Annotated in this window: 27 protein-coding genes, 1 other RNA gene and 1 pseudogene; 17 read left to right on the plus strand and 12 right to left on the minus strand. The window is 52.3% G+C overall.

Annotated elements, in window-relative coordinates; all coding sequences use genetic code 11:
* Positions 1-8: 8 nt before the first annotated feature.
* From OGV50_RS22320 to ffh, 6 genes are all read right to left on the minus strand, one after another.
* Positions 9-362 (minus strand): DUF2946 domain-containing protein, encoded by a 354-nt coding sequence (locus OGV50_RS22320; RefSeq protein ID WP_286488805.1) that lies wholly within the window; start codon positions 360-362, stop codon positions 9-11.
* 190 nt (positions 363-552) lie between these two features.
* Positions 553-900 carry a 50S ribosomal protein L19 gene (gene rplS / locus OGV50_RS22325; RefSeq protein WP_012134695.1) on the minus strand — a complete coding sequence of 116 codons (348 nt, stop codon included), beginning with the start codon at positions 898-900 and terminating at the stop codon, positions 553-555.
* Between the two features lie 41 nt (positions 901-941).
* Entirely contained in the window at positions 942-1,709 is a 768-nt protein-coding gene (gene trmD / locus OGV50_RS22330) for a tRNA (guanosine(37)-N1)-methyltransferase TrmD (protein ID WP_024130850.1), read from the minus strand.
* Between the two features lie 44 nt (positions 1,710-1,753).
* A complete protein-coding gene (gene rimM / locus OGV50_RS22335; RefSeq protein WP_024130851.1) occupies positions 1,754-2,302 on the minus strand; it encodes a ribosome maturation factor RimM in 549 nt (182 codons plus the stop codon).
* An 18-nt stretch (positions 2,303-2,320) separates the two neighbouring features.
* Entirely contained in the window at positions 2,321-2,569 is a 249-nt protein-coding gene (gene rpsP, locus OGV50_RS22340) for a 30S ribosomal protein S16 (RefSeq protein WP_012134698.1), read from the minus strand.
* 249 nt (positions 2,570-2,818) lie between these two features.
* Positions 2,819-4,180: a signal recognition particle protein gene (ffh, locus tag OGV50_RS22345; protein WP_012134699.1), complete on the minus strand. Its 1,362-nt coding sequence runs from the start codon at positions 4,178-4,180 to the stop codon at positions 2,819-2,821.
* A gap of 163 nt (positions 4,181-4,343) precedes the next feature.
* On the opposite strand from ffh, the gene OGV50_RS22350 reads away from it, so the two are divergent.
* A complete protein-coding gene (locus tag OGV50_RS22350) occupies positions 4,344-5,135 on the plus strand; it encodes a cytochrome C assembly family protein (protein ID WP_012134700.1) in 792 nt (263 codons plus the stop codon).
* Between the two features lie 18 nt (positions 5,136-5,153).
* Positions 5,154-6,440: an HlyC/CorC family transporter gene (locus tag OGV50_RS22355; RefSeq protein ID WP_047461874.1), complete on the plus strand. Its 1,287-nt coding sequence runs from the start codon at positions 5,154-5,156 to the stop codon at positions 6,438-6,440.
* Between the two features lie 52 nt (positions 6,441-6,492).
* Here the strand turns inward: OGV50_RS22355 and grpE are convergent, their stop codons facing one another.
* Positions 6,493-7,086 (minus strand): nucleotide exchange factor GrpE, encoded by a 594-nt coding sequence (grpE, locus tag OGV50_RS22360; protein WP_024130852.1) that lies wholly within the window; start codon positions 7,084-7,086, stop codon positions 6,493-6,495.
* A gap of 124 nt (positions 7,087-7,210) precedes the next feature.
* Between grpE and nadK the strand changes: the two genes are divergently transcribed.
* The 3 genes from nadK to bamE all read left to right on the plus strand — a co-directional run bounded on the left by nadK (position 7,211) and on the right by bamE (position 10,330).
* Positions 7,211-8,089 (plus strand): NAD(+) kinase, encoded by an 879-nt coding sequence (gene nadK, locus OGV50_RS22365; RefSeq protein ID WP_024130853.1) that lies wholly within the window; start codon positions 7,211-7,213, stop codon positions 8,087-8,089.
* A gap of 85 nt (positions 8,090-8,174) precedes the next feature.
* Positions 8,175-9,836, plus strand: coding sequence for a DNA repair protein RecN (recN, locus tag OGV50_RS22370; RefSeq protein WP_134769153.1), 1,662 nt, complete (start codon positions 8,175-8,177; stop codon positions 9,834-9,836).
* 149 nt (positions 9,837-9,985) lie between these two features.
* The gene (gene bamE, locus OGV50_RS22375; protein WP_012134705.1) at positions 9,986-10,330 is read left to right on the plus strand and encodes an outer membrane protein assembly factor BamE; all 345 of its coding nucleotides are present in this window, start codon (positions 9,986-9,988) and stop codon (positions 10,328-10,330) included.
* 113 nt (positions 10,331-10,443) lie between these two features.
* Here bamE and OGV50_RS22380 read toward each other — a convergent pair whose 3' ends face one another.
* Positions 10,444-10,734 (minus strand): RnfH family protein, encoded by a 291-nt coding sequence (locus tag OGV50_RS22380; RefSeq protein WP_012134706.1) that lies wholly within the window; start codon positions 10,732-10,734, stop codon positions 10,444-10,446.
* Positions 10,724-11,161 (minus strand): type II toxin-antitoxin system toxin RatA, encoded by a 438-nt coding sequence (ratA, locus tag OGV50_RS22385; protein WP_024130854.1) that lies wholly within the window; start codon positions 11,159-11,161, stop codon positions 10,724-10,726. Before ratA ends, OGV50_RS22380 begins: the two co-directional genes overlap by 11 nt.
* A 169-nt stretch (positions 11,162-11,330) precedes the next feature.
* On the opposite strand from ratA, the gene smpB reads away from it, so the two are divergent.
* From smpB to OGV50_RS22435, 10 genes and pseudogenes are all read left to right on the plus strand, one after another.
* On the plus strand, positions 11,331-11,813 hold the full coding sequence (smpB, locus tag OGV50_RS22390; protein WP_012134708.1) for an SsrA-binding protein SmpB: 483 nt from the start codon (positions 11,331-11,333) through the stop codon (positions 11,811-11,813).
* 145 nt (positions 11,814-11,958) lie between these two features.
* Positions 11,959-12,321: a transfer-messenger RNA gene (gene ssrA / locus OGV50_RS22395) on the plus strand.
* Between the two features lie 273 nt (positions 12,322-12,594).
* Entirely contained in the window at positions 12,595-12,834 is a 240-nt protein-coding gene (locus tag OGV50_RS22400) for a DinI family protein (protein ID WP_130028064.1), read from the plus strand.
* On the plus strand, positions 12,831-13,070 hold the full coding sequence (locus OGV50_RS22405; RefSeq protein ID WP_200092803.1) for a hypothetical protein: 240 nt from the start codon (positions 12,831-12,833) through the stop codon (positions 13,068-13,070). The genes OGV50_RS22400 and OGV50_RS22405 overlap by 4 nt, the downstream gene beginning before the upstream one ends.
* Positions 13,071-13,426: 356 nt before the next feature.
* A complete protein-coding gene (locus OGV50_RS22410) occupies positions 13,427-14,041 on the plus strand; it encodes a YagU family protein (RefSeq protein WP_200092799.1) in 615 nt (204 codons plus the stop codon).
* A 178-nt stretch (positions 14,042-14,219) separates the two neighbouring features.
* Positions 14,220-14,411, plus strand: a pseudogene (locus OGV50_RS22415) (integrase arm-type DNA-binding domain-containing protein); the annotation flags it as partial.
* A 74-nt stretch (positions 14,412-14,485) separates the two neighbouring features.
* Positions 14,486-15,136: a LysE family translocator gene (locus OGV50_RS22420; protein WP_200092795.1), complete on the plus strand. Its 651-nt coding sequence runs from the start codon at positions 14,486-14,488 to the stop codon at positions 15,134-15,136.
* Between the two features lie 380 nt (positions 15,137-15,516).
* A complete protein-coding gene (locus tag OGV50_RS22425) occupies positions 15,517-16,131 on the plus strand; it encodes a methylthioribulose 1-phosphate dehydratase (RefSeq protein ID WP_049011878.1) in 615 nt (204 codons plus the stop codon).
* Positions 16,128-16,817, plus strand: coding sequence for an acireductone synthase (gene mtnC, locus OGV50_RS22430; protein WP_012134736.1), 690 nt, complete (start codon positions 16,128-16,130; stop codon positions 16,815-16,817). Before OGV50_RS22425 ends, mtnC begins: the two co-directional genes overlap by 4 nt.
* Complete coding sequence (locus OGV50_RS22435; protein ID WP_200076263.1) at positions 16,814-17,356, plus strand: 1,2-dihydroxy-3-keto-5-methylthiopentene dioxygenase; 543 nt, start codon at positions 16,814-16,816, stop codon at positions 17,354-17,356. Before mtnC ends, OGV50_RS22435 begins: the two co-directional genes overlap by 4 nt.
* Positions 17,357-17,564: 208 nt before the next feature.
* Here the strand turns inward: OGV50_RS22435 and OGV50_RS22440 are convergent, their stop codons facing one another.
* A complete protein-coding gene (locus tag OGV50_RS22440; protein ID WP_200076264.1) occupies positions 17,565-17,789 on the minus strand; it encodes a helix-turn-helix domain-containing protein in 225 nt (74 codons plus the stop codon).
* Positions 17,790-17,895: 106 nt separating this feature from the next.
* On the opposite strand from OGV50_RS22440, the gene OGV50_RS22445 reads away from it, so the two are divergent.
* Positions 17,896-18,168 (plus strand): helix-turn-helix domain-containing protein, encoded by a 273-nt coding sequence (locus tag OGV50_RS22445; protein ID WP_200092794.1) that lies wholly within the window; start codon positions 17,896-17,898, stop codon positions 18,166-18,168.
* A 44-nt stretch (positions 18,169-18,212) separates the two neighbouring features.
* On the opposite strand, the gene OGV50_RS22450 is transcribed toward OGV50_RS22445, so the two are convergent.
* Both OGV50_RS22450 and mtnA read right to left on the minus strand, forming a co-directional pair.
* Positions 18,213-18,683: an SRPBCC family protein gene (locus OGV50_RS22450; RefSeq protein WP_200092793.1), complete on the minus strand. Its 471-nt coding sequence runs from the start codon at positions 18,681-18,683 to the stop codon at positions 18,213-18,215.
* A 44-nt stretch (positions 18,684-18,727) separates the two neighbouring features.
* Positions 18,728-19,744: an S-methyl-5-thioribose-1-phosphate isomerase gene (mtnA, locus tag OGV50_RS22455; protein ID WP_200092792.1), complete on the minus strand. Its 1,017-nt coding sequence runs from the start codon at positions 19,742-19,744 to the stop codon at positions 18,728-18,730.
* Positions 19,745-19,849: 105 nt separating this feature from the next.
* On the opposite strand from mtnA, the gene mtnK reads away from it, so the two are divergent.
* Complete coding sequence (gene mtnK, locus OGV50_RS22460) at positions 19,850-21,049, plus strand: S-methyl-5-thioribose kinase (RefSeq protein ID WP_200092790.1); 1,200 nt, start codon at positions 19,850-19,852, stop codon at positions 21,047-21,049.
* Positions 21,050-21,084 lie beyond the last annotated feature (35 nt).

The following is a 21,084-nucleotide window of genomic DNA, read 5'->3' on the forward strand; positions in this document are numbered from 1 at the left end:
TGTTAGATTCAGGAAACAGCAGACCTGCGCGGCGGTGCGCGCGTATCGGGATAAAGCCAGGGGAAGAAATGCCAGTGTTTAACAACCGGGCGTGGCGGCGTCAGCTTTTGTCTGAGCAGCATCCCGGACAACAGGATGACCAGCGCCAGCATCAGGCTAGGAACATGGGTCAGGAGGACGCAATACCCGCACGCTTCACCGTGATCGACAGGCATCGGCATTGATGAAGACTGCCCATGATGTCCAACATGTTCAGCCATCATGCTCATGTCATGATGCATACCAGGCATGGCGCTCATGGGATCTTTTTGCAACGAGACGGAGATAAGCGGCGCCACCACGATCAGCAGGATCGCAAACATCGCGAGCCATGTCGCGTTGCGTTGATACGCAGGCTGACGAAATGTACCGATAACCACTGCCCCTCCCGTAACGAACGGGCATTGTAAATGATTTATGAACTAATGGTTAACGTTGTGAGCTTCACGAAGATAAAAAAAGGGCCAGCCAACTGGCCAGCCCTTTCTTACAGGATGTCGCCTGAGCGATATCTTAGTTAAGACGCTCTTTAATACGAGCAGCCTTACCAGTACGCTCACGCAGGTAGTACAGTTTAGCTTTACGAACGGCACCACGACGTTTAACAGCAATGCTGTCAACTACCGGAGAGTGAGTCTGGAAGACACGCTCAACGCCTTCGCCGTTGGAAATTTTACGAACAGTGAATGCAGAGTGCAGACCGCGGTTACGAATAGCGATAACCACGCCCTCGAATGCCTGCAGACGTTTTTTGGAACCTTCAACAACCCATACTTTCACTTCCACGGTATCACCCGGACGGAAGGAAGGTACGTCCTGCTTCATCTGCTCTTGTTCAAGTTGCTTAATAATGTTGCTCATAATTTAATCTCTTATCCTGGGTAAACTGATATTTGGGGGTCTCAGACCAGCCCATCATGTTTATGTTGCTGTTGTGCGTGTTCCGTTTTGAACTCCGCCAGCAACCTTGCTTGCTCTTCAGTCAGAGCCAGGTTTTCCAGAAGTTCAGGTCTTCTAAGCCAGGTTCGGCCCAGCGACTGTTTCAAACGCCAGCGACGTATCTCAGCATGGTTTCCTGACAGCAATACTGCCGGTACTTCCATCCCTTCCAACACTTCAGGTCGAGTATAGTGTGGACAGTCCAGTAATCCATCGGCAAAGGAATCTTCGATTGCCGAAGCCTCATGACCCAGAACCCCCGGAATGAACCGGGAAACGGAGTCAATCAGCGTCATTGCTGGTAACTCACCACCACTGAGTACGTAATCGCCGATTGACCATTCTTCGTCAATTTCGGTTTGAATCACGCGCTCATCTATTCCTTCGTAGCGACCGCACACCAGAATCAGTTTCTGATTCGTTGCCAGTTCGCTGACGCCCGCTTGATCAAGCTTGCGTCCCTGAGGTGACAGATAGATCACCTTAGCGCCTTCACCCGCCGCGCTTTTTGCTGCATGAATGGCGTCCCGCAAGGGTTGCACCATCATTAACATCCCCGGTCCGCCGCCGTAAGGACGATCGTCCACGGTACGGTGCCGGTCATGCGTGAAATCACGAGGACTCCAGCTCTGGATGCTCAGCAGGCCATTTTTTACTGCCCGGCCAGTTACCCCGTAATCGGTAATTGCGCGGAACATTTCAGGAAACAGGCTAACGATACCTATAAACACAAGCCAATCCCCATAACGCCGACTTTTACCGTTTATCCGGTGGTTTAAAAACCAGGATCCCAATCTACTTCGATAGTACGAGTAGCGAGATCGACTTTCTTGATAACCTGCCCATCGAGGAACGGCACAAGACGTTCCTTGATACCAAACGCATCTTTCAGGTTTGCCTTGATGACGATGACGTCATTCGAACCGGTTTCCATCATATCGACGACTTTACCGAGATCGTAGCCTTCAGTGGTCACTACCTGGCAGCCCATAAGGTCTTTCCAGTAGTAGGAACCATCTTCCAGCGCAGGCAACTGCGAGGAATCCACGACAATTTCGCAATTAGTCAGTAGATTCGCCGAATCACGATCGTCAACGCCTTTCAGCTTGATGATCAGATCCTGATTGTGGTGCTTCCAGCTTTCCAGCTGTACTTGCTGCCACTGACCCGCCTTCTGGATAAACCAGGGCTGATAGTCAAAAATGCTTTCGGCGTCTTCGGTGGAAGAAAACACTCTGAGCCACCCACGAATACCGTAAGACGACCCCATTTTCCCCAAAACGATGGGTTCAACGGGCGCTTGCGCAGTGAGTTGCTTGCTCATCATGACCACCGTGACAGATTAAGCTGCTTTGTTTGCTGCTTTGATCAGCGCTGCAACGCGATCAGAAATAGTCGCGCCCTGGCCAACCCAGTGAGCGATGCGATCCAGATCCAGGCGGGTGCCTTCTTCTTTTTCGCTGGCGATCGGGTTGAAGAAGCCAACGCGCTCAATGAAGCGACCGTTGCGTGCATTACGGCTGTCGGTAACAACAACCTGGTAGAACGGACGCTTTTTAGCGCCGTGACGAGCTAAACGAATAGTAACCATAACATCCTCTTGTGTGAATAAAACACCCAGGCCCCATCGAGGAACGGAGCCCGGGTGTCATATTAAAAGCCCGAAAATTTTACTGATTTCTGGGGAAAATGCAATCAGCAGTTGATAACTCTGCTATAAAAGGCCGTCGGCGGTGCAGGCAGTTCGGTGCCGGTGTGCGCGCAGCCACCGGAGCGTACACGCAGTACGTGAGGATGGCGAGCACACCCCGGTGCCGAAATGGCAAACAAGCCAGGCCGATTAACGACCCGGGAAGCCTGGCGGCATCATACCCTTCATGCCACGCATCATCTTCGCCATCCCGCCTTTCTTCATTTTCTTCATCATGCGCTGCATGTCGTCGAACTGTTTCAGAAGACGGTTAACGTCCTGTACCTGCATGCCACAACCGGCTGCGATACGGCGTTTACGGGAACCTTTGATGATTTCTGGCTTCGCGCGCTCTTTCAGCGTCATCGAGTTGATGATCGCCTCCATCCGCACCAGCACCTTGTCATCCATCTGCGATTTCACGTTGTCAGGAATCTGGCCCATGCCCGGCAGCTTGCCCATCAGACTCGCCATACCGCCCATGTTTTTCATCTGGTTGAGCTGTTCGAGGAAATCGTTCAGATCAAAGCCGTCGCCTTTTTTCAGTTTGCTGGCTAATTTCTCAGCCTGCGCGCGGTCAACTTTGCTTTCAATATCTTCGATCAGCGACAGCACGTCGCCCATGCCGAGAATACGGGACGCGATACGATCCGGGTGGAACGGCTCCAGCGCTTCGGTTTTCTCGCCAACGCCGAGGAATTTAATCGGCTTGCCGGTGATATGACGAATAGAGAGCGCGGCACCGCCACGGGCGTCACCGTCGACTTTCGTCAGCACCACGCCGGTCAACGGCAGCGCTTCGTTAAACGCTTTCGCGGTATTCGCGGCATCCTGACCGGTCATCGCATCGACCACAAACAGGGTCTCTACCGGATTAATAGAAGCGTGGACCTGTTTGATTTCGTCCATCATCGCTTCATCGACGTGCAGGCGACCAGCGGTATCCACCAGCAGCACGTCGTAGAATTTGAGTTTCGCTTCTTTCAGTGCGGCATTGACGATATCAACCGGCTTCTGACCGACGTCAGACGGGAAGAAATCGACGTCAACCTGCTGCGCCAGGGTTTCCAGCTGTTTGATCGCCGCCGGGCGATAAACGTCGGCAGAGACGACCAGCACTTTCTTCTTGTGCTTCTCGCGCAGGAATTTACCCAGCTTACCGACGCTGGTGGTTTTACCGGCGCCCTGCAAGCCCGCCATCAGCACGACGGCTGGCGGCTGCGCGGCCAGATTCAGGGTCTGGTTCTCTTCGCCCATCGCCGCAACCAGTTCGTTGCGCACAATCTTGACGAACTCCTGCCCCGGCGTCAGGCTCTTGTTAACTTCATGACCAACCGCTTTCTCTTTTACGCGATTGATAAACTCTCGCACTACAGGAAGCGCAACGTCAGCCTCCAGCAGCGCCATGCGCACTTCGCGCAGCGTCTCTTTAACGTTGTCTTCAGTAAGGCGTCCACGGCCACTGATATTGCGCAGCGTGCGCGACAAACGATCGGTTAAATTATCAAACATTGTCTCTCGCCTGGGGTGGAAACGGTTGGTCGCTAGCGCGACACATATACAGAATTTTGTCGCAGTATAACATGAAGCCGCCTTTGTTGTTATGCAACGGTTGGAGCAGCGGTCACGTAACGCTATACTGCTTCTCTCTCACTGGCCAACTGTCGACACTCCTATGCCCGTTTTTGCTTTACTCGCTCTTGTCGCCTATTCCATCAGCCTCGCGCTGATCGTTCCTGCTTTGCTGCAAAAAAACAGCGGCTGGCGGCGTATGGCTATCCTTTCTGCGGTCATCGCGCTGGTGTGCCATGCTTTTGCGCTGGAAGCCCGAATCCTGCCCGGCGGCGAAAGCGGTCAAAACCTGAGCCTGCTGAACGTCGGTTCGCTGGTCAGCCTGATGATTTGTACCGTCATGACAATTGTCGCTTCACGCAATCGCGGCTGGCTGCTGCTGCCTGTTGTCTACGCCTTTGCGTTGATTAACCTGGCCTTCGCCACGTTCATGCCGAACGAGTACATCACCCACCTCGAAGCCACGCCAGGTATGATGATACACATCGGCCTGTCGCTGTTCGCTTACGCCACATTGATCATTGCCGCGCTGTATGCGTTGCAGCTGGCATGGATCGACTATCAGCTCAAAAACAAAAAGCTGGCGTTCAATAATGAAATGCCCCCGCTGATGAGCATTGAGCGCAAAATGTTTCACATCACGCAGATTGGCGTGGTGCTGCTGACGCTCACGCTGTGTACTGGCCTGTTTTACATGCATAACCTGTTCAGCATGGAAAATATCGACAAAGCCGTTCTCTCTATCGTGGCATGGTTTGTCTATATTGTTCTGTTGTGGGGACATTACCACGAAGGCTGGCGCGGACGTCGGGTCGTATGGTTTAACGTCGCGGGCGCAGGCATTCTGACGCTGGCCTATTTCGGCAGCCGCGTATTGCAGCAGTTTGTAAGCTAAGTCTTAAAGGAGCACCCCCTGGAACATATCTCCACTACCACGCTGATCGTCACACTGATCATCATGGTGGTTATTTCAGCCTATTTTTCCGGTTCCGAAACCGGCATGATGACGCTGAACCGCTATCGTCTTCGCCACCTGGCAAAACAGGGCAACCGTCCGGCAAAGCGCGTGGAAAAACTACTGCGCAAGCCGGATCGACTGATAAGCCTGGTTCTGATCGGTAATAACCTGGTCAATATTCTCGCCTCAGCCATCGGCACCATCGTCGGTATGCGTCTGTACGGCGATGCGGGCGTGGCGATTGCCACCGGCGTACTGACGTTTGTCGTCCTCGTATTTGCGGAAGTGCTGCCGAAAACCATCGCCGCGCTGTACCCGGAAAAAGTGGCCTACCCCAGCAGTTTTCTGCTGGCGCCTTTGCAGGTGCTGATGATGCCGCTGGTCTGGTTGCTTAACACCATTACCCGGCTGCTGATGCGTATGATGGGCATTAAAACGGATATCGTCATCAGCGGCTCTCTGAGTAAAGACGAACTGCGCACGCTCGTGAATGAATCCCGCTCGCAAATCTCCCGCCGCAACCAGGACATGCTGCTCTCAGTGCTGGATCTGGAAAAGGTCAGCGTGGATGACATCATGGTGCCGCGCAACGAAATTATCGGCATTGATATCAATGACGACTGGAAATCGATCGTCCGCCAGCTTTCTCACTCGCCGCACGGGCGCATTGTGCTTTACCGCGACTCGCTGGATGACGCCATCAGCATGCTGCGCGTGCGCGAAGCCTGGCGGTTAATGTCCGAGAAAAAAGAGTTCACTAAAGAGACCATGCTGCGCGCCGCCGATGAGATCTACTTCATCCCGGAAGGCACGCCGCTCAGCACGCAGCTGGTAAAATTTCAGCGTAATAAAAAGAAAGTCGGGCTGGTGGTCAACGAATACGGGGATATTCAGGGGCTGGTGACGGTCGAAGATATTCTGGAAGAGATTGTCGGCGACTTCACTACCTCGATGTCGCCAACGCTGGCGGAAGAGGTCACGCCGCAGAATGACGGTTCAGTGATTATCGACGGCAGCGCCAACGTGCGGGAAATCAACAAAGCCTTTAACTGGCACCTGCCGGAAGACGATGCGCGAACGGTAAACGGCGTGATTCTGGAAGCGCTGGAAGAGATCCCCATCGCCGGAACGCGCGTGCGCATTGGCCAGTACGATATCGATATTCTCGACGTCCAGGACAATATGATTAAGCAGGTTAAAGTCTTGCCGGTGAAACCGTTGCGGGAGAGTATCTCAGAGTAATGCTGTAGGCCGGGTACGGCGAATGCCGCCACCCGGCACTACGGATGGCAAATTACGCTTTCGCCTTCGCCACCGTTACCATCGCCGCGCGAATAGTACGACCGTTCAGCGTATAGCCTTTCTGCATAATGCCCAGCACGTTACCCGGGGTAACATCCTCAGACTCCACCATCGCAATCGCCTGATGCACGTTCGGATCCAGCGGTACGTTGGTGTCAGCAATCACCTCTACGCCGAACTTACGCACGACATCCAGCATGGATTTCAGCGTCAGCTCAATGCCTTCGACCATTGACGCCATATCTGGATTCGCTTTATCCGCCACTTCCAGCGCACGATCCAGGCTATCGATAACCGGCAACAGCTCATTGACGAATTTTTCCAGCGCGAACTTATGCGCCTTTTCTACGTCCAGCTCGGTACGACGGCGCAGGTTTTCCATTTCCGCTTTGATACGTAACACGCTGTCACGTTCGCGATTCTGGGCTTCAGCAAGCTGCGCTTCCAGATTCGCAATTTTTTCATCGCGCGGATCCACCTGCTCAGCAGAAGCGTCTGATTCAACCGCCTCAACTTCTTCGTGCTGATCCATGATAATTTCTTCCGGGGCTTGCCCCTCAGGCGTTTTCTGTTCTTTACTACTCATGAATTTCTCCGCGTTTTTTTTTCGCATTCATCTCGCTAACTTCGCTTATTATGGGGATCAGATTCAGGGTTTCAAGGGAAGCACTCACATTGTCATCAATCTTCGCTACAAGGACCTCGAGAAAATGAACAATCATTTCAAGTGTATTGGCATTGTGGGACATCCACGTCACCCCACTGCACTGACGACACATGAAATGCTTTACCGCTGGCTATGCACAAAAGGTTACGAGGTCATCGTGGAGCAGCAGATCGCCCACGAATTACAGCTGAAAAATGTAAAAACCGGCACGCTGGCGGAAATTGGTCAACTGGCGGATCTCGCCGTCGTTGTCGGCGGGGATGGCAATATGCTCGGCGCGGCGCGCACGCTGGCGCGCTATGACATCAAAGTGATCGGCATTAACCGTGGCAATCTCGGCTTCCTGACCGACCTTGACCCGGACAACGCCCTGCAACAACTCGCGGACGTACTGGAAGGCCATTATATCGCCGAGAAACGCTTTTTACTGGAAGCTCAGGTCTGCCAGCAAAACTGCCAGAAACGCATCAGTACCGCCATCAATGAAGTCGTGCTGCACCCGGGAAAAGTGGCGCACATGATTGAATTTGAAGTGTATATCGACGAAACCTTCGCCTTTTCTCAGCGTTCCGATGGTCTGATCATCTCCACGCCGACCGGTTCCACCGCCTATTCACTCTCGGCGGGCGGCCCCATTCTGACGCCGTCGCTGGACGCCATCACGCTGGTGCCGATGTTCCCACACACCCTATCCGCACGCCCGTTGGTCATTAACGGCAGCAGCACGATTCGTTTGCGTTTCTCACACCGCCGTAGCGACCTCGAAATCAGTTGCGACAGTCAGATTGCCCTGCCCATACAGGAAGGTGAAGATGTATTGATCCGCCGCTGTGACTACCATCTGAACCTGATACACCCTAAAGATTACAGTTATTTCAACACATTAAGCACAAAACTAGGCTGGTCAAAAAAATTATTCTAATTTAACGCCGCCCTCTTTACTGTATAAAAAACCAGTTTATACTGTATGTAATCACAGTTATGGTTTTTCATACAGGAAAACAGCTATGTTGGCACAACTGACCATCAGCAATTTTGCTATCGTTCGTGAACTTGAGATCGATTTCCAGAGCGGAATGACCGTCATTACCGGTGAAACCGGCGCGGGTAAGTCTATTGCGATTGATGCGCTCGGCTTGTGTCTGGGTGGCCGTGCAGACGCCGACATGGTGCGGGTGGGAGCAACCCGCGCAGACCTGTGCGCCCGCTTCTCACTGAAAGATACGCCAGCAGCGCTGCGCTGGCTGGAAGAAAACCAACTGGAAGAAGGGCGTGAGTGCTTACTTCGCCGCGTCATTAGCAGCGACGGTCGCTCCCGCGGCTTCATCAACGGCACCGCCGTGCCTCTCTCCCAGTTACGGGAACTGGGCCAGTTGCTCATTCAAATTCACGGCCAGCATGCGCATCAGCTACTGACCAAGTCTGAACATCAAAAATCCCTGCTCGACGGCTACGCCAACGAAGCACTTCTGATTCAGGAAATGTCCTCACGCTATCAACTGTGGCATCAAAGCTGCCGCGATCTGGCGCATCATCAACAGCAAAGCCAGGAACGCGCCGCACGTATGGAGCTGCTGCAATATCAGTTGAAAGAACTGAACGAATTTAACCCGCAGCCCGGTGAGTTTGAGCAAATTGATGAAGAATATAAACGACTGGCAAACAGCGGCCAGTTGCTGACGACCAGCCAGAATGCGCTGACGTTGCTTGCTGATGGCGAAGACGTCAATCTGCAAAGCCAGCTGTACACGGCAAAACAGTTAGTCACCGAACTGACGGGCATGGACAGCAAACTGTCTGGCATTCTGGATATGCTGGAGGAGGCCACAATCCAGATAACTGAGGCCAGCGACGAACTGCGTCACTATTGCGACCGTCTGGATTTAGACCCCAATCGCCTGTTCGAACTTGAGCAGCGCATTTCTAAGCAGATTTCACTGGCGCGTAAACATCACGTCAGCCCGGAAGCGCTGCCGCAGTTTTATCAGTCACTGCTCGAAGAACAGCAGCAGCTTGACGATCAGGCCGACTCACTGGAAACCCTGACGCTGGCGGTGAACAAACATCGCCAGCAGGCGCTGGAGACGGCAAAAGCGCTGCATACTCAGCGTCAGCATGACGCGCAGGAACTGGGGCAGTTGATCACCGAAAGCATGCATGCGCTGTCGATGCCGCATGGCCAGTTCACTATTGATGTGAAATTTGATGAGCATCATCTGAGCAGCGACGGTGCCGACCGCGTAGAGTTTAAAGTCACCACAAACCCGGGTCAGCCATTGCAGCCAATCGCAAAGGTCGCTTCCGGGGGCGAACTGTCCCGTATCGCGCTGGCAATTCAGGTCATTACTGCCCGTAAAATGGAAACCCCGGCGCTCATTTTCGATGAAGTCGATGTCGGTATCAGCGGCCCTACTGCGGCCGTTGTCGGTAAACTGCTGCGCCAGTTAGGTGAGTCAACTCAGGTAATGTGCGTTACCCACCTTCCGCAAGTTGCCGGTTGTGGTCATCAGCACTTCTTTGTCAGCAAAGAAACGGACGGCGCCATGACCGAAACGCATATGCAGCCGCTGGATAAACGCTCGCGATTACAGGAGCTGGCTCGTTTACTTGGCGGCAGCGAAGTGACGCGTAATACCCTCGCAAATGCGAAAGAACTGTTGGCTGCGTAAACTTTTTTGACCCTTTAAGGTCTGAGTACAAAACAAAATCGCCGTAAGACCCGACACCAAAAGGTTTTAAAGTGGTGAAAGGTCTATTATCATCGGCATATTACATATGAGCCGCGTACTGCTCGGGCCCGAAAAGGAATAAAATCACTATGCGCTGTAAAACGCTGACTGCTGCCGCAGCAGTACTACTGATGTTGACCGCAGGCTGTTCCACTCTGGAGCGAGTGGTTTACCGCCCTGATATCAACCAGGGGAACTATCTGACCGCTAACGATGTCGCCAAAGTGCGCGTCGGTATGACGCAACAGCAGGTTGCTTATGCTTTGGGTACACCGATGATGTCCGATCCTTTTGGCACTAACACATGGTTCTATGTGTTCCGTCAGCAACCGGGTCATGAAGGCGTAACGCAACAAACCTTAACGCTGACCTTTAACAGCAACGGCGTGTTGACCAACATCGACAATAAGCCAGCGTTGACCGACAACAAGTAAGATTGTTTTCTGGTGTTAAAAAAGGTGCCATTGGCACCTTTTTTAATTATTGACGAACCTGAACCCGCTTTGCCGAAAGAATGCAGGCCTGATAAGCGTTCAGGCATCCATGATTATTTATTTGCCGATTTCTCCGCTCGCTGTCTGCGCAACTCTTTTGGATCGGCAATCAGCGGTCGATAGATCTCTACCCGATCGCCGTCATGAACCACGTCGGCAAGTTTTGTCGGACGGCTATAGATACCGACTTTGTTTTTAGCGAGATCGATATCGGTGCGCAGTTCCAGCAAACCGGAAGCACGAATCGCCTCTTCAACCGTCGCGCCTTCCTGCAACGTCACACGCTGTAAATACTGTTTCTCGGGCAGCGCATACGCCACTTCGACGACAATTTTAGCCGACACTGTAAACCTCTTTGGCCCGAACGGTAAACGCCTGCACCATATTGGAAGCCAGCTCTTTAAAGACGCGGCCAAACGCCAGTTCAATTAACTTGTTGGTGAACTCAAAATCGAGGTGGAACTCGATGCGACACGCCTCCTGGCTGAGCGGCGTAAATTTCCACCCGCCAATCAATTTTTTGAAAGGGCCATCGACCAGATGCATCAGGATGCTCTGGTTATTCGTCAACTGGTTACGTGTCGTGAATGTTTTGCTGATCCCTGCCTTAGACACATCCACGGCCGCCGTCATCTGACCCGGCGTCGATTCCAGCACACGGCTGCCGACGCATCCCGGCAAAAACTGAGGGTAGGACTGAACATCATTCACTAATTTATACATCTGTTCCGCACTATAAGGGACTAAAGCGGTCCGGCTAATCTGAGGCATAGCAATTTCCATCAACATAAATCGAACAAATAATACCATTTATCCCCAGGTAAAAAAAACGCTATACCTCAACAGGGCCTACGCAGGTTCATGCTAAGATAACGCCTTATCCCCCGCAGGATGAAATGGGGTGTTTTTCGATTTCAGATTACCTATACTGAGCGGCATTATGACGAAGAAAAAAGCACACAAACCTGGCTCAGCCACTATTGCGTTGAATAAGCGCGCCCGACACGAATACTTTATTGAAGAAGAGTTCGAAGCTGGACTCGCCCTGCAAGGTTGGGAAGTTAAATCCCTGCGCGCGGGCAAAGCGAATATTAGCGATAGCTATGTCCTTCTCAGGGATGGCGAAGCGTACCTGTTCGGCGCAAACTTTACGCCAATGGCCGTCGCCTCAACGCACGTCGTGTGCGACCCCACTCGCACCCGTAAACTGCTACTGAACCAGCGCGAACTCGACTCCCTGTACGGACGCGTCAATCGTGAAGGTTATACCGTCGTCGCGCTTTCACTGTACTGGAAGAACGCCTGGTGCAAAGTGAAAATCGGCGTCGCAAAAGGTAAGAAACAGCATGATAAACGCTCAGACCTGAAAGAGCGTGAGTGGCAACTGGATAAAGCCCGCATCATGAAGAATGCAGGCCGCTAAACGTTCCCTGATAACACCGCTTTCGTTGCTGGCTATTTAAGCAAATCGTTCCATCGCGCGAAATGAGCGGTAAATCCTTGAAGATAAGGAAAATCGGGGGCTGGTCACGCGTGTCACAACTCTGTTATACTTAACGTAACACATTGGGGCTGATTCTGGATTCGACGGGATTTGCGAAACCCAAGGTGCATGCCGAGGGGCGGTTGGCCTCGTAAAAAGCCGCAAAAAATAGTCGCAAACGACGAAAACTACGCTTTAGCAGCTTAATAACCTGCTCTGAGCCCTCTCTCCCTAGCTTCCGCTCTTAAGACGGGGATCAAAGAGAGGTCAAACCCAAAAGAGATCGCGTGGATGCCCTGCCTGGGGTTGAAGCGTTAAAACTAATCAGGCTAGTTTGGTAGTGGCGTGTCCGTCCGCAGGTGCCAGGCGAATGTAAAGACTGACTAAGCATGTAGTACCGAGGATGTAGGAATTTCGGACGCGGGTTCAACTCCCGCCAGCTCCACCACTTTTGATAGGACTGCAACCGGACAGTGGCAATAAAAAACAGTCACTTACGGACACTGACCAGACAGTATGCAGACCGAGAAAAGACAAAAATATGCACGTGAAATGCACGTGCACTTTAAAAGAACCCCAGATCTCACGGTTTGGGGTTTTTCTATTTGTAACCAAGGGTAACAAAAACACATCCCCCTTTCGCGCTCCGCCCACCTTGACACTGTTTATTTTTACAGTAAAAATACTGTATACAATCACAGTATTTTTCCGGGGGGCTTTTATGTTCGTTGAACTGGTTTATGACAAGCGTAATGTCGAGGGGCTACCGGACGCAAGAAACATCATTCTTAACGAGCTGACAAAGCGCGTACACCGGATCTTCCCCGATGCCGACGTGAGAGTTAAGCCAATGCAGGCTAACGCATTAAACAGCGATTGCACAAAGACCGAAAAAGAACGACTTAACCGTATGCTGGAAGAGATGTTTGAAGAAGCCGATATGTGGCTGGTGAACGAATGATGAGCATGGACAACATGATTATTGCCGGGGTAAGAATATATTTCCCGCCTGGCACCGCTCTCCCTGCTCCAACGCTTGAACTCAGGACATTTGCCATCATCAGCAAAGACCTGCCTGGACATCTGGTGCTTGAGTACAAAAACAGGCAGTGGGTTCCTGTACTGACCCGGCTTTTTGATGATTCAGCACATGCGATTTCAGCTATAACAAGCCTGAGCAAAAAGACGTGGCATTAATACTTAAAACACATTGATCCGTCATGCCGGGAAGATACAATCCGCGGCGGCTGGCAACCCTTCTATATTCGACTATCGAACGATCGCCAGCTGTCCGTACCATGCTCTTCCATGCGGCGTGGTTGCTACTCTATTAATTCTACTGATGATAATATTGCTGTAGATCGCATACGACCTTGCCGCTCTCACCACTTTCACAGCCTTCCTGTTACGCCATATAAAGCAACTCGATTGGGAATTTCCAGTTACTGACGCAAATACGGAACATACAATCACATACACATCTTTACATTTGGTGGTTTTCATGAATACTACTAAATGATTATGTTAACACGATGAAATTCAACGGATGAAATATGAATATATTTGAACAAACTCCACCAAACCGCAGGCGTTATGGCCTGGCTGCATTTATTGGGTTAATCGCTGGTATCGTATCAGCATTTGTTAAATGGGGCGCTGAAGTACCTTTGCCACCCCGCAGTCCGACTGATATGTTCACTGCTGCATGCGGGCCGGAATCATTAATCAGGGCTGCCGGGCAAATTGACTGTTCCCGCAATTTCCTGAATCCCCCTTATATTTTCCTTCGTGACTGGATGGGGCTTGCTGATCCTAACGCTGCCGTCTACACCTTTGCCGGGCATGTGTTTAACTGGGTTGGTGTAACACACATCATCTTTTCGATTGTCTTCGCAGTGGGTTACTGTGTTGTTGCTGAAGTTTTCCCCAAAATTAAACTCTGGCAGGGTTTGCTGGCTGGTGCGCTGGCACAGTTTTTCGTACATATGATTTCCTTCCCTCTCATGGGGCTGACTCCACCTTTGGTTGACCTTCCATGGTATGAGAATGTATCCGAGATTTTTGGACATTTAATCTGGTTCTGGTCCATCGAAATTATCCGTCGGGATCTGCGTAACAGGATTACTCATCAACCAGACCCGGAGATCCCTTTGGGAACAAACCGGTGACAAATTCTTAATGTGGTAAAATGGCGCAAACACAGCGCCATTTAAGAGCCCACACGGCACAAGCCCTGCGGGCTTTTTTGTGCCCTCAATTTGTCCCGCGAAGTCTGAAGCCAACTCATTAAATCCGAACCTTTTAGGCACCTCATAATGCTTTATTGTTTTTGAGGTGCCTAAAACGATAGAAACCCGGCAATGGCAAGACAAACCTCTATCCGTTAAAGAAATCGAATCCGCCAAACCCAGGGAAGCGGACTACGTTCTCTATGATGATGATGGCCTTGAGCTACTCATCAAATCCAGCGGGAGTGAAATCTGGCAGTTTCGCTACATTCGCTCTGTTACAAAAAAGCGTGCGAAGAAAAGCATAGGCCGCCAGTAAAAGTTGTTGGGTGATTTACCGAACAGGATTATCCTGCAACAAATTTCACTCTTTGCCCCCTCACTATGCCAACAGCTGAAACCTTTATAACGTTCCTTTTTGCTCTACTTTTGTTAGAGATTTCACCAGGATCGGACATGATGCTGACGATTGCCCGAGGTATTGGGCAAGGTCGTCGTATAGCACTTCTTACTGTGCTGGGAAATGTTTTTATTGCAGGCATTGTCCAGGTATCTTTTCTCGTGCTTGGGTTGGTATCTGTCGTTCATGCGTGGCCAATGGCGCTTGATCTCTTGCGGTGGGCTGGGGCCGGATACCTGATTTGGCTCGGGATCAAAATGTTAGTCAGCGCTGGCGCTGATACAAAAGTGAAAAAGACTGCCTGGATAACAGGGCGTGAAGCCGTTAAGCAAGGTGCACTCAACAGTCTGACCAACCCCAAGTCGTTGCTCTTTATGTTCGCTTTTCTTCCACAATTCGTTAACCCAGCAGTTGGTCCGATATGGCTGCAACTCCTTATTCTGGGAACCATTCAGAAACTGACGGGAATCATCTCGCTTGGCTCCGTAGCCATAGCATCAGGCTCCTTTGGCGAATGGCTTAGTAGGCACCCTGGATTTATAAAGTGGCAGGAGCGTTTCACTGGGGTAGTTATGATTGGGCTTGGACTTAAGATGCTTTTCAGTGGTAATGCATTATCTGAGTCTGTTAAATAACATGATAAAAACCCGCGCACTTCCTGCATTGCTTTCCCTGAACATTTAAGCAGCCCACCGGCACCTTGCCGATTAATACCTGTAGTAGTTTAGGGATGCCCCCTCCTGGCACAAAGCGGCCTGAACGAAGGGCTATCAAGTCTGCTATGGGCGACAAACCTACAGCTTCCATTGAAAGCATCAATCAATACGCAAAACTCCCGCCCCTGACAAACTCAACCACCTCCCCCACCAAGTCACACTGCCACCAGGACAATGTTGTTGCTCCTGCCCGGAAGAGTTGTGTTGCTGCTGCCGTAACACGATGTTAGCATTTGGCAATCAAGACGCTTAGATGTCTAAAAACTCCATTCCTGACCCCGAGAGAGGCTAAAAGGAAGATGACAGATAACCTGCAACTCACACAACTGGTCGAGACCTGCCGCTGGATAGGGGCAAAAGGCTGGGCTCCCGCCACTGGCGGCAATATGTCTGTCCGCCAGGACGACGCTTTTTGCTGGCTCAGCGAGTCGGGAAAAGATAAAGGTAACCTGACTACCGACGATTTTTTGCAGGTGGAAATCGCCACCAGTCACGCACCGTCCGGTCGCAAACCATCGGCGGAGACCGGGCTGCATACCCTGATTTATCGCCTCTTTCCCCAGGCAAACGCGGTGTTGCACGTCCACACCGTCAACGCCACGGTACTCTCGCGCATCGTTAAAACGCCGGAGCTATATATCAGCGGTTTTGAAATGCAAAAGTCGCTTAGCGGGCAAACCACCCATCTTGATACCGTCTGCGTGCCAGTGTTCGACAACGACCAGGATATCGACGCGCTGGCGTCACGTATTGCGCATTACGCGCAAGAGCATTCTCTGAATTACGGTTTTCTTCTGCGCGGTCATGGCTTAACCTGCTGGGGACGCTCAGTGGAGGAGGCCCGCCGTCATCTGGAGGGGCTGGAATTTTTATTTGAATGCGAAATGCGTTTGCGACAACTGGAGAGATTATGATTCGCGCGATTGTGACGGATATTGAAGGCACCACCAGCGATATCCGTTTTGTTCACAATGTTCTGTTCCCCTATGCGCGCGAGCGGCTGGCGGCGTTTGTCACCGCCCGGCAGTATGCCGAACCGGTAAAATCAATTCTTGATAATCTGCGCAACGAGATTGCCCGGCCGGACGCCAGTACCGCAGAACTTATCGAAACGCTTTTCACCTTTATGGATGAAGATCGCAAATCAACGGCGCTAAAAGCCCTGCAAGGCATTATCTGGCACGACGGTTACGTCAATGGCGACTTTACTGGTCACCTCTACCCGGACGTTCTGCCAGCGCTGGAGAAATGGAAAGCACAAGGCATTGATCTCTATGTTTATTCCTCCGGCTCCGTTGCGGCGCAGAAACTGTTATTTGGCTACAGCGACGAAGGTGATATTACTCATCTGTTCAGCGGCTATTTTGATACCCATATCGGCGCAAAGCGAGAAACGCAGTCATACCGCAATATCGCGTCATATATCGGCGTCGCGCCGTCGCAAATCCTGTTCCTCTCCGATGTATACCAGGAGCTGGACGCCGCTGAAGAGGCGGGTCTTCGCACCCTGCAACTGATTCGTGGTGAGGGTGATGGCGCCAGCCGCCACCACCAGGTACATCAATTCGACGACATTAACCCGGAGCAGATCCTTTCATGAGCGCATTGACTATTTATTCCGATAAAGACGCCAGCCAGCCCCAGTGGCACAGTACCGACGCCGCAGAGATCGCCCAACAGCTCAACGCGAAAGGCGTCCGCTTCGAACGCTGGGTTGCAGACCGCGACTTAGGCCAGGCTCCCGCGCCAGAAACGGTGATCACCGCCTATCAACATGCGATTGATAAGCTGGTTGCCGAGAAAGGCTATCAGAGCTGGGATGTGATCAGCCTGCGCGCCGACAATCCACAAAAAGAGGCGCTGCGTGCAAAGTTTCTCAATGAACACACCCACGGCGAAGATGAAGTGCGCTTCTTCGTTGAAGGCGCAGGACTGTTTTGCCTGCACATTGGCGACCAGGTTTACCAGGTGCTGTGTGAGAAAAACGATCTGATTTCAGTGCCCGCCGGTACGCCGCACTGGTTTGATATGGGCTCAGAGCCAAACTTTACCGCGATCCGTATTTTCGATAACCCGGAAGGCTGGGTGGCGCAGTTTACCGGGAGTGAGATTGCGAACGGATACCCCAGGCTGAAGTAAAAAAGTAAGCACTCTCTATTTTACCTGGGAGTGCTTTGATACAGGAAACAACTGGAGCTCTTGCGCCATAAACCTTGTTGCCTGAACAGGAAACTGACCAAAACCACTTATACCAAATGGAAATTCAATAACACTAACCCATAAATTTACTACAAGCTCAAGTTCACCATTGGTATCTATATAAGTGATGCCATATCATAAAGGCGGTTTAAATAACCTCCAGTATACGTACTGGCTCTACCCCAACCAATCTCGCCAAATGCACAAACTCCACAACATCCAGCCGACGCTCACCGCTTTCAACTTTAGCGATGAATGATTGCGGTTTGCCTAAGGCTTCTGCGAGTTGCGCCTGAGTGATCCCGCGCTCTTTTCGGGCTTTCTTCAATGCGTTAATAACACGTTGGTATTCATCTGAGTAGACCGAGGCCATTGTTCCGATTCCATACAAATATCCTGAAATCGAATATCCACCTGTTGCCTTTTTATCCCAAAACAGGATAATTGAGCATGTAACGAACACACGTAAGGAACACACAATGCACCATCAAAATTGGCATACTGCCGATATTATTGCCGCATTAAAGAAGCACGGAACCAGCCTCGCAGCACTGTCCCGCAAGGAGGGGCTTTCATCATCCACATTGGCAAACGCACTCACACGCCCATGGCCAAAAGGGGAATTACTCATCGCTCAAGCGCTAAACACTTCACCAGAAGTGATATGGCCAGAAAGGTATTTTGATGAAAAAGGAAATCCAGTCATTCGTCAGATGAGAACGATAAGGAAAAGAAATCTGTCTTCGACATAATTTATTCATTCCCCCCTCTCCCTAGCGGGAGAGAGGTCCTACATTCACCGTTTCAGCCCTTTCACATACTCAACCAGCTGGTCCAGCACAATCCCCCAGCCTTCATGGAAGCCCATTTTCTCGTGCTGCTCGCGGATTTCAGCTGTTGGGTGACGGGCTATCGCGGTGTAGCGGGTTTTCCCTTCTCCCGCATCTTCCAGCAATAGAATTGCCGTCATAAACGGGTTTTCGGCAGGTTTCCAGCCTTCCGTATAGCCGTCGGTAAAAACCAGCTTTTTGCCGTGTTCGATCTCCAGAAAGACGCCCTTGTTGTCCATCCGTTGGCCGTCCACCTCAAAAACGGTGTTAAACCGCCCGCCCACGCGCAGGTCGAGATCGCATTCGATCACTTTATGCGGAACAGGGATGAAAAACTTTTTAATGTGCTCCGGTGTAGTCCAGCAGAGCCACAGCAGGTCGCGTGGCGCATCCACCAGGCGTTCCAGTTTTAAATCAGTATTGGGATCAAGAGTCACGTTTCAGTCCTCTTTAAAGGAATGCCCTTCAAGGATAGCCGGACTCAGGCAAATTTCCCCTTCACCACGTCTTCTGGCGTCACCACACCGCTATCCAGCACCCAGCCGCTAATCAGCGCTGCTGGCGTCACGTCAAACGCCGGGTTATAGACCTGCGCATTTTCCGGCGCCCACTGTACCGCACCAAAACTGCCCGCCACGCCGGTGACTTCTCCTGCTGCGCGCTGCTCAATCGGGATTGCGTTGCCATTCGGGCAGTGGGGGTCCAGCGTGGTTTGCGGCGCGGCAACGTAAAACGGAATACCGTGGAATTTCGCCAGCACCGCCAGCGAATAGGTGCCGATTTTATTCGCCACATCGCCATTTGCGGCAATACGGTCGGCCCCTACCCACACCGCGTCCACCAGCCCTTTCGCCATCAGGCTGGCAGCCATTGAGTCGGTAATCAGTTGATAGGGAACCCCCAGTTCGCCCAGCTCCCAGGCGGTGAGTCTGCCGCCCTGCAATAACGGGCGCGTTTCATCCACCCAGACATTTTGCACGTTGCCCTGTGCATACGCGCGGGCAATCACCCCCAGCGCCGTCCCCGTGCCCGCTGTCGCCAGCCCGCCGGTGTTGCAGTGGGTCAGCAGACGGCTGCCCGGCTTCACCAGTGCACTTCCCGCACGCGCGATATCGTCACAGAGTTGTTTGTCTTCATCGATCAGACGCAGCGCTTCCGCCGCCAGCGCCGGAACAAAGTCTTCTTGCCCCAGCGCCTGCTTCATGCGATCGAGATTGTTCATCAGATTGACCGCCGTCGGGCGCGCAGCGCGCAGCGTTTCCAGCGCTATCGCCAGTCCATCCCGGCGATGGCCTGACTCAGCCAGCAGCGCCAGTAGCAGACTGGCGGAAAGACCAATCAGCGGCGCACCGCGCACGCGCAGCGCGTGAATATGCCCCACCAGCGCTTCTACCGTTGAGGCATCCAGCCAGCGTTTCTCCTGCGGAAGCGCCTGCTGATCGAGAATAAATAATTGATTATCCGCCACTCGCAGGCTGGTCGTCTGTAATGTCTGCATGTCGTTAATTCTCTGTTGCGTTGTTGTATCACATTGTGTCAGGATGAATTACAGATGTATAGACGTCTACATGTCTTTATTAGTGAAATGAGTGAGGAACAGGCAATGTCGCAATACCGTACCTTTACCGCCCAGGATGCCGTGGAATACGCCCGAACGTTTGGCGGCATCGATGATCCATCCACACTGGTAGAGGCGCAGGAGGTGGGCGACGGCAACCTTAATCTGGTGTTTAAGATTTTCGATACCACAGGCGTAAGCCGCATCGTCGTCAAACAGGCGCTGCCTTACGTGCGCTGCGTCGGCGAATCCTGGCCGCTGACGCTGGATCGCGCTCGTCTTGAAGCGCAAACGCTGGTGGCGCATTACCAGCACTGCCCGCAGCATACGGTGAAAATCCACCATTTCGACCCTGAACTGGCGGTGATGGTGATGGAAGATCTCTCCGACCATAACATCTGGCGCGGCGAACTGATTAAAGGCGCCTGGTATCCGCAGGCGGCACGCCAGCTCGGCGAATACCTGGCGCAAACGCTGTTTCATACCAGCGATTTTTATCTCCACCCGCATGACAAAAAAGCGCAGGTGGCGACATTTATTAACCCGGAGATGTGTGAGATCACCGAAGATCTGTTCTTCAACGATCCCTACCAGATCCACGAGCGCAACAGCTATCCTGCGGAGATCGAAGGCGACGTCGCCGCGTTGCGCAGTGATGCTCAGCTTAAGCTGGCGGTGGCGGCGCTCAAACATCGTTTCTTCTCCCATGCCGAAGCGCTGCTGCACGGCGATATCCACAGCGGCTCGATCTTTGTCGCCGACGGTCGCCTGAAAGCCATCGACGCCGAGTTCGGCTACTTTGGGCCGATAGGCTTTGATGTAGGCACCGCCATCGGCAACCTGCTGCTGAACTTCTGCGGCCTGCCGGGCCATCTGGGCATTCGCGACGCCGCCGCCGCGCGTGAGCAGCGGCTGACGGATATTCAGGCGCTGTGGAACACCTTTGCTGAACGTTTTCAGGTGCTGGCGACGGAGAAAACCCGCGACGCGGCGCTACGCGCGCCGGGCTACGCGTCGGAATTTCTGAAAAAAGTCTGGGCGGACGCCATCGGCTTTTGCGGCACCGAGCTGATTCGCCGCAGCGTCGGGCTGTCGCACGTAGCGGATATCGATACCATTCAGGATGCGGAAATGCGCCATGAATGCCTGCGCCATGCCATTACCCTCGGAAAAGCGCTGATTGTGATTGCCGACCGGATTGAGAGCGTGGAAGCGCTGATCGCGCGGGTGCGGCAGTACAGCTAAGTGCGGGCTGTTTGCCCGGTGGCGCTGCGCTTACC

It is taken from the genome of Citrobacter sp. CK180 (assembly GCF_030333655.1).
Classification (GTDB): Bacteria; Pseudomonadota; Gammaproteobacteria; order Enterobacterales; family Enterobacteriaceae; genus Citrobacter_B; species Citrobacter_B koseri.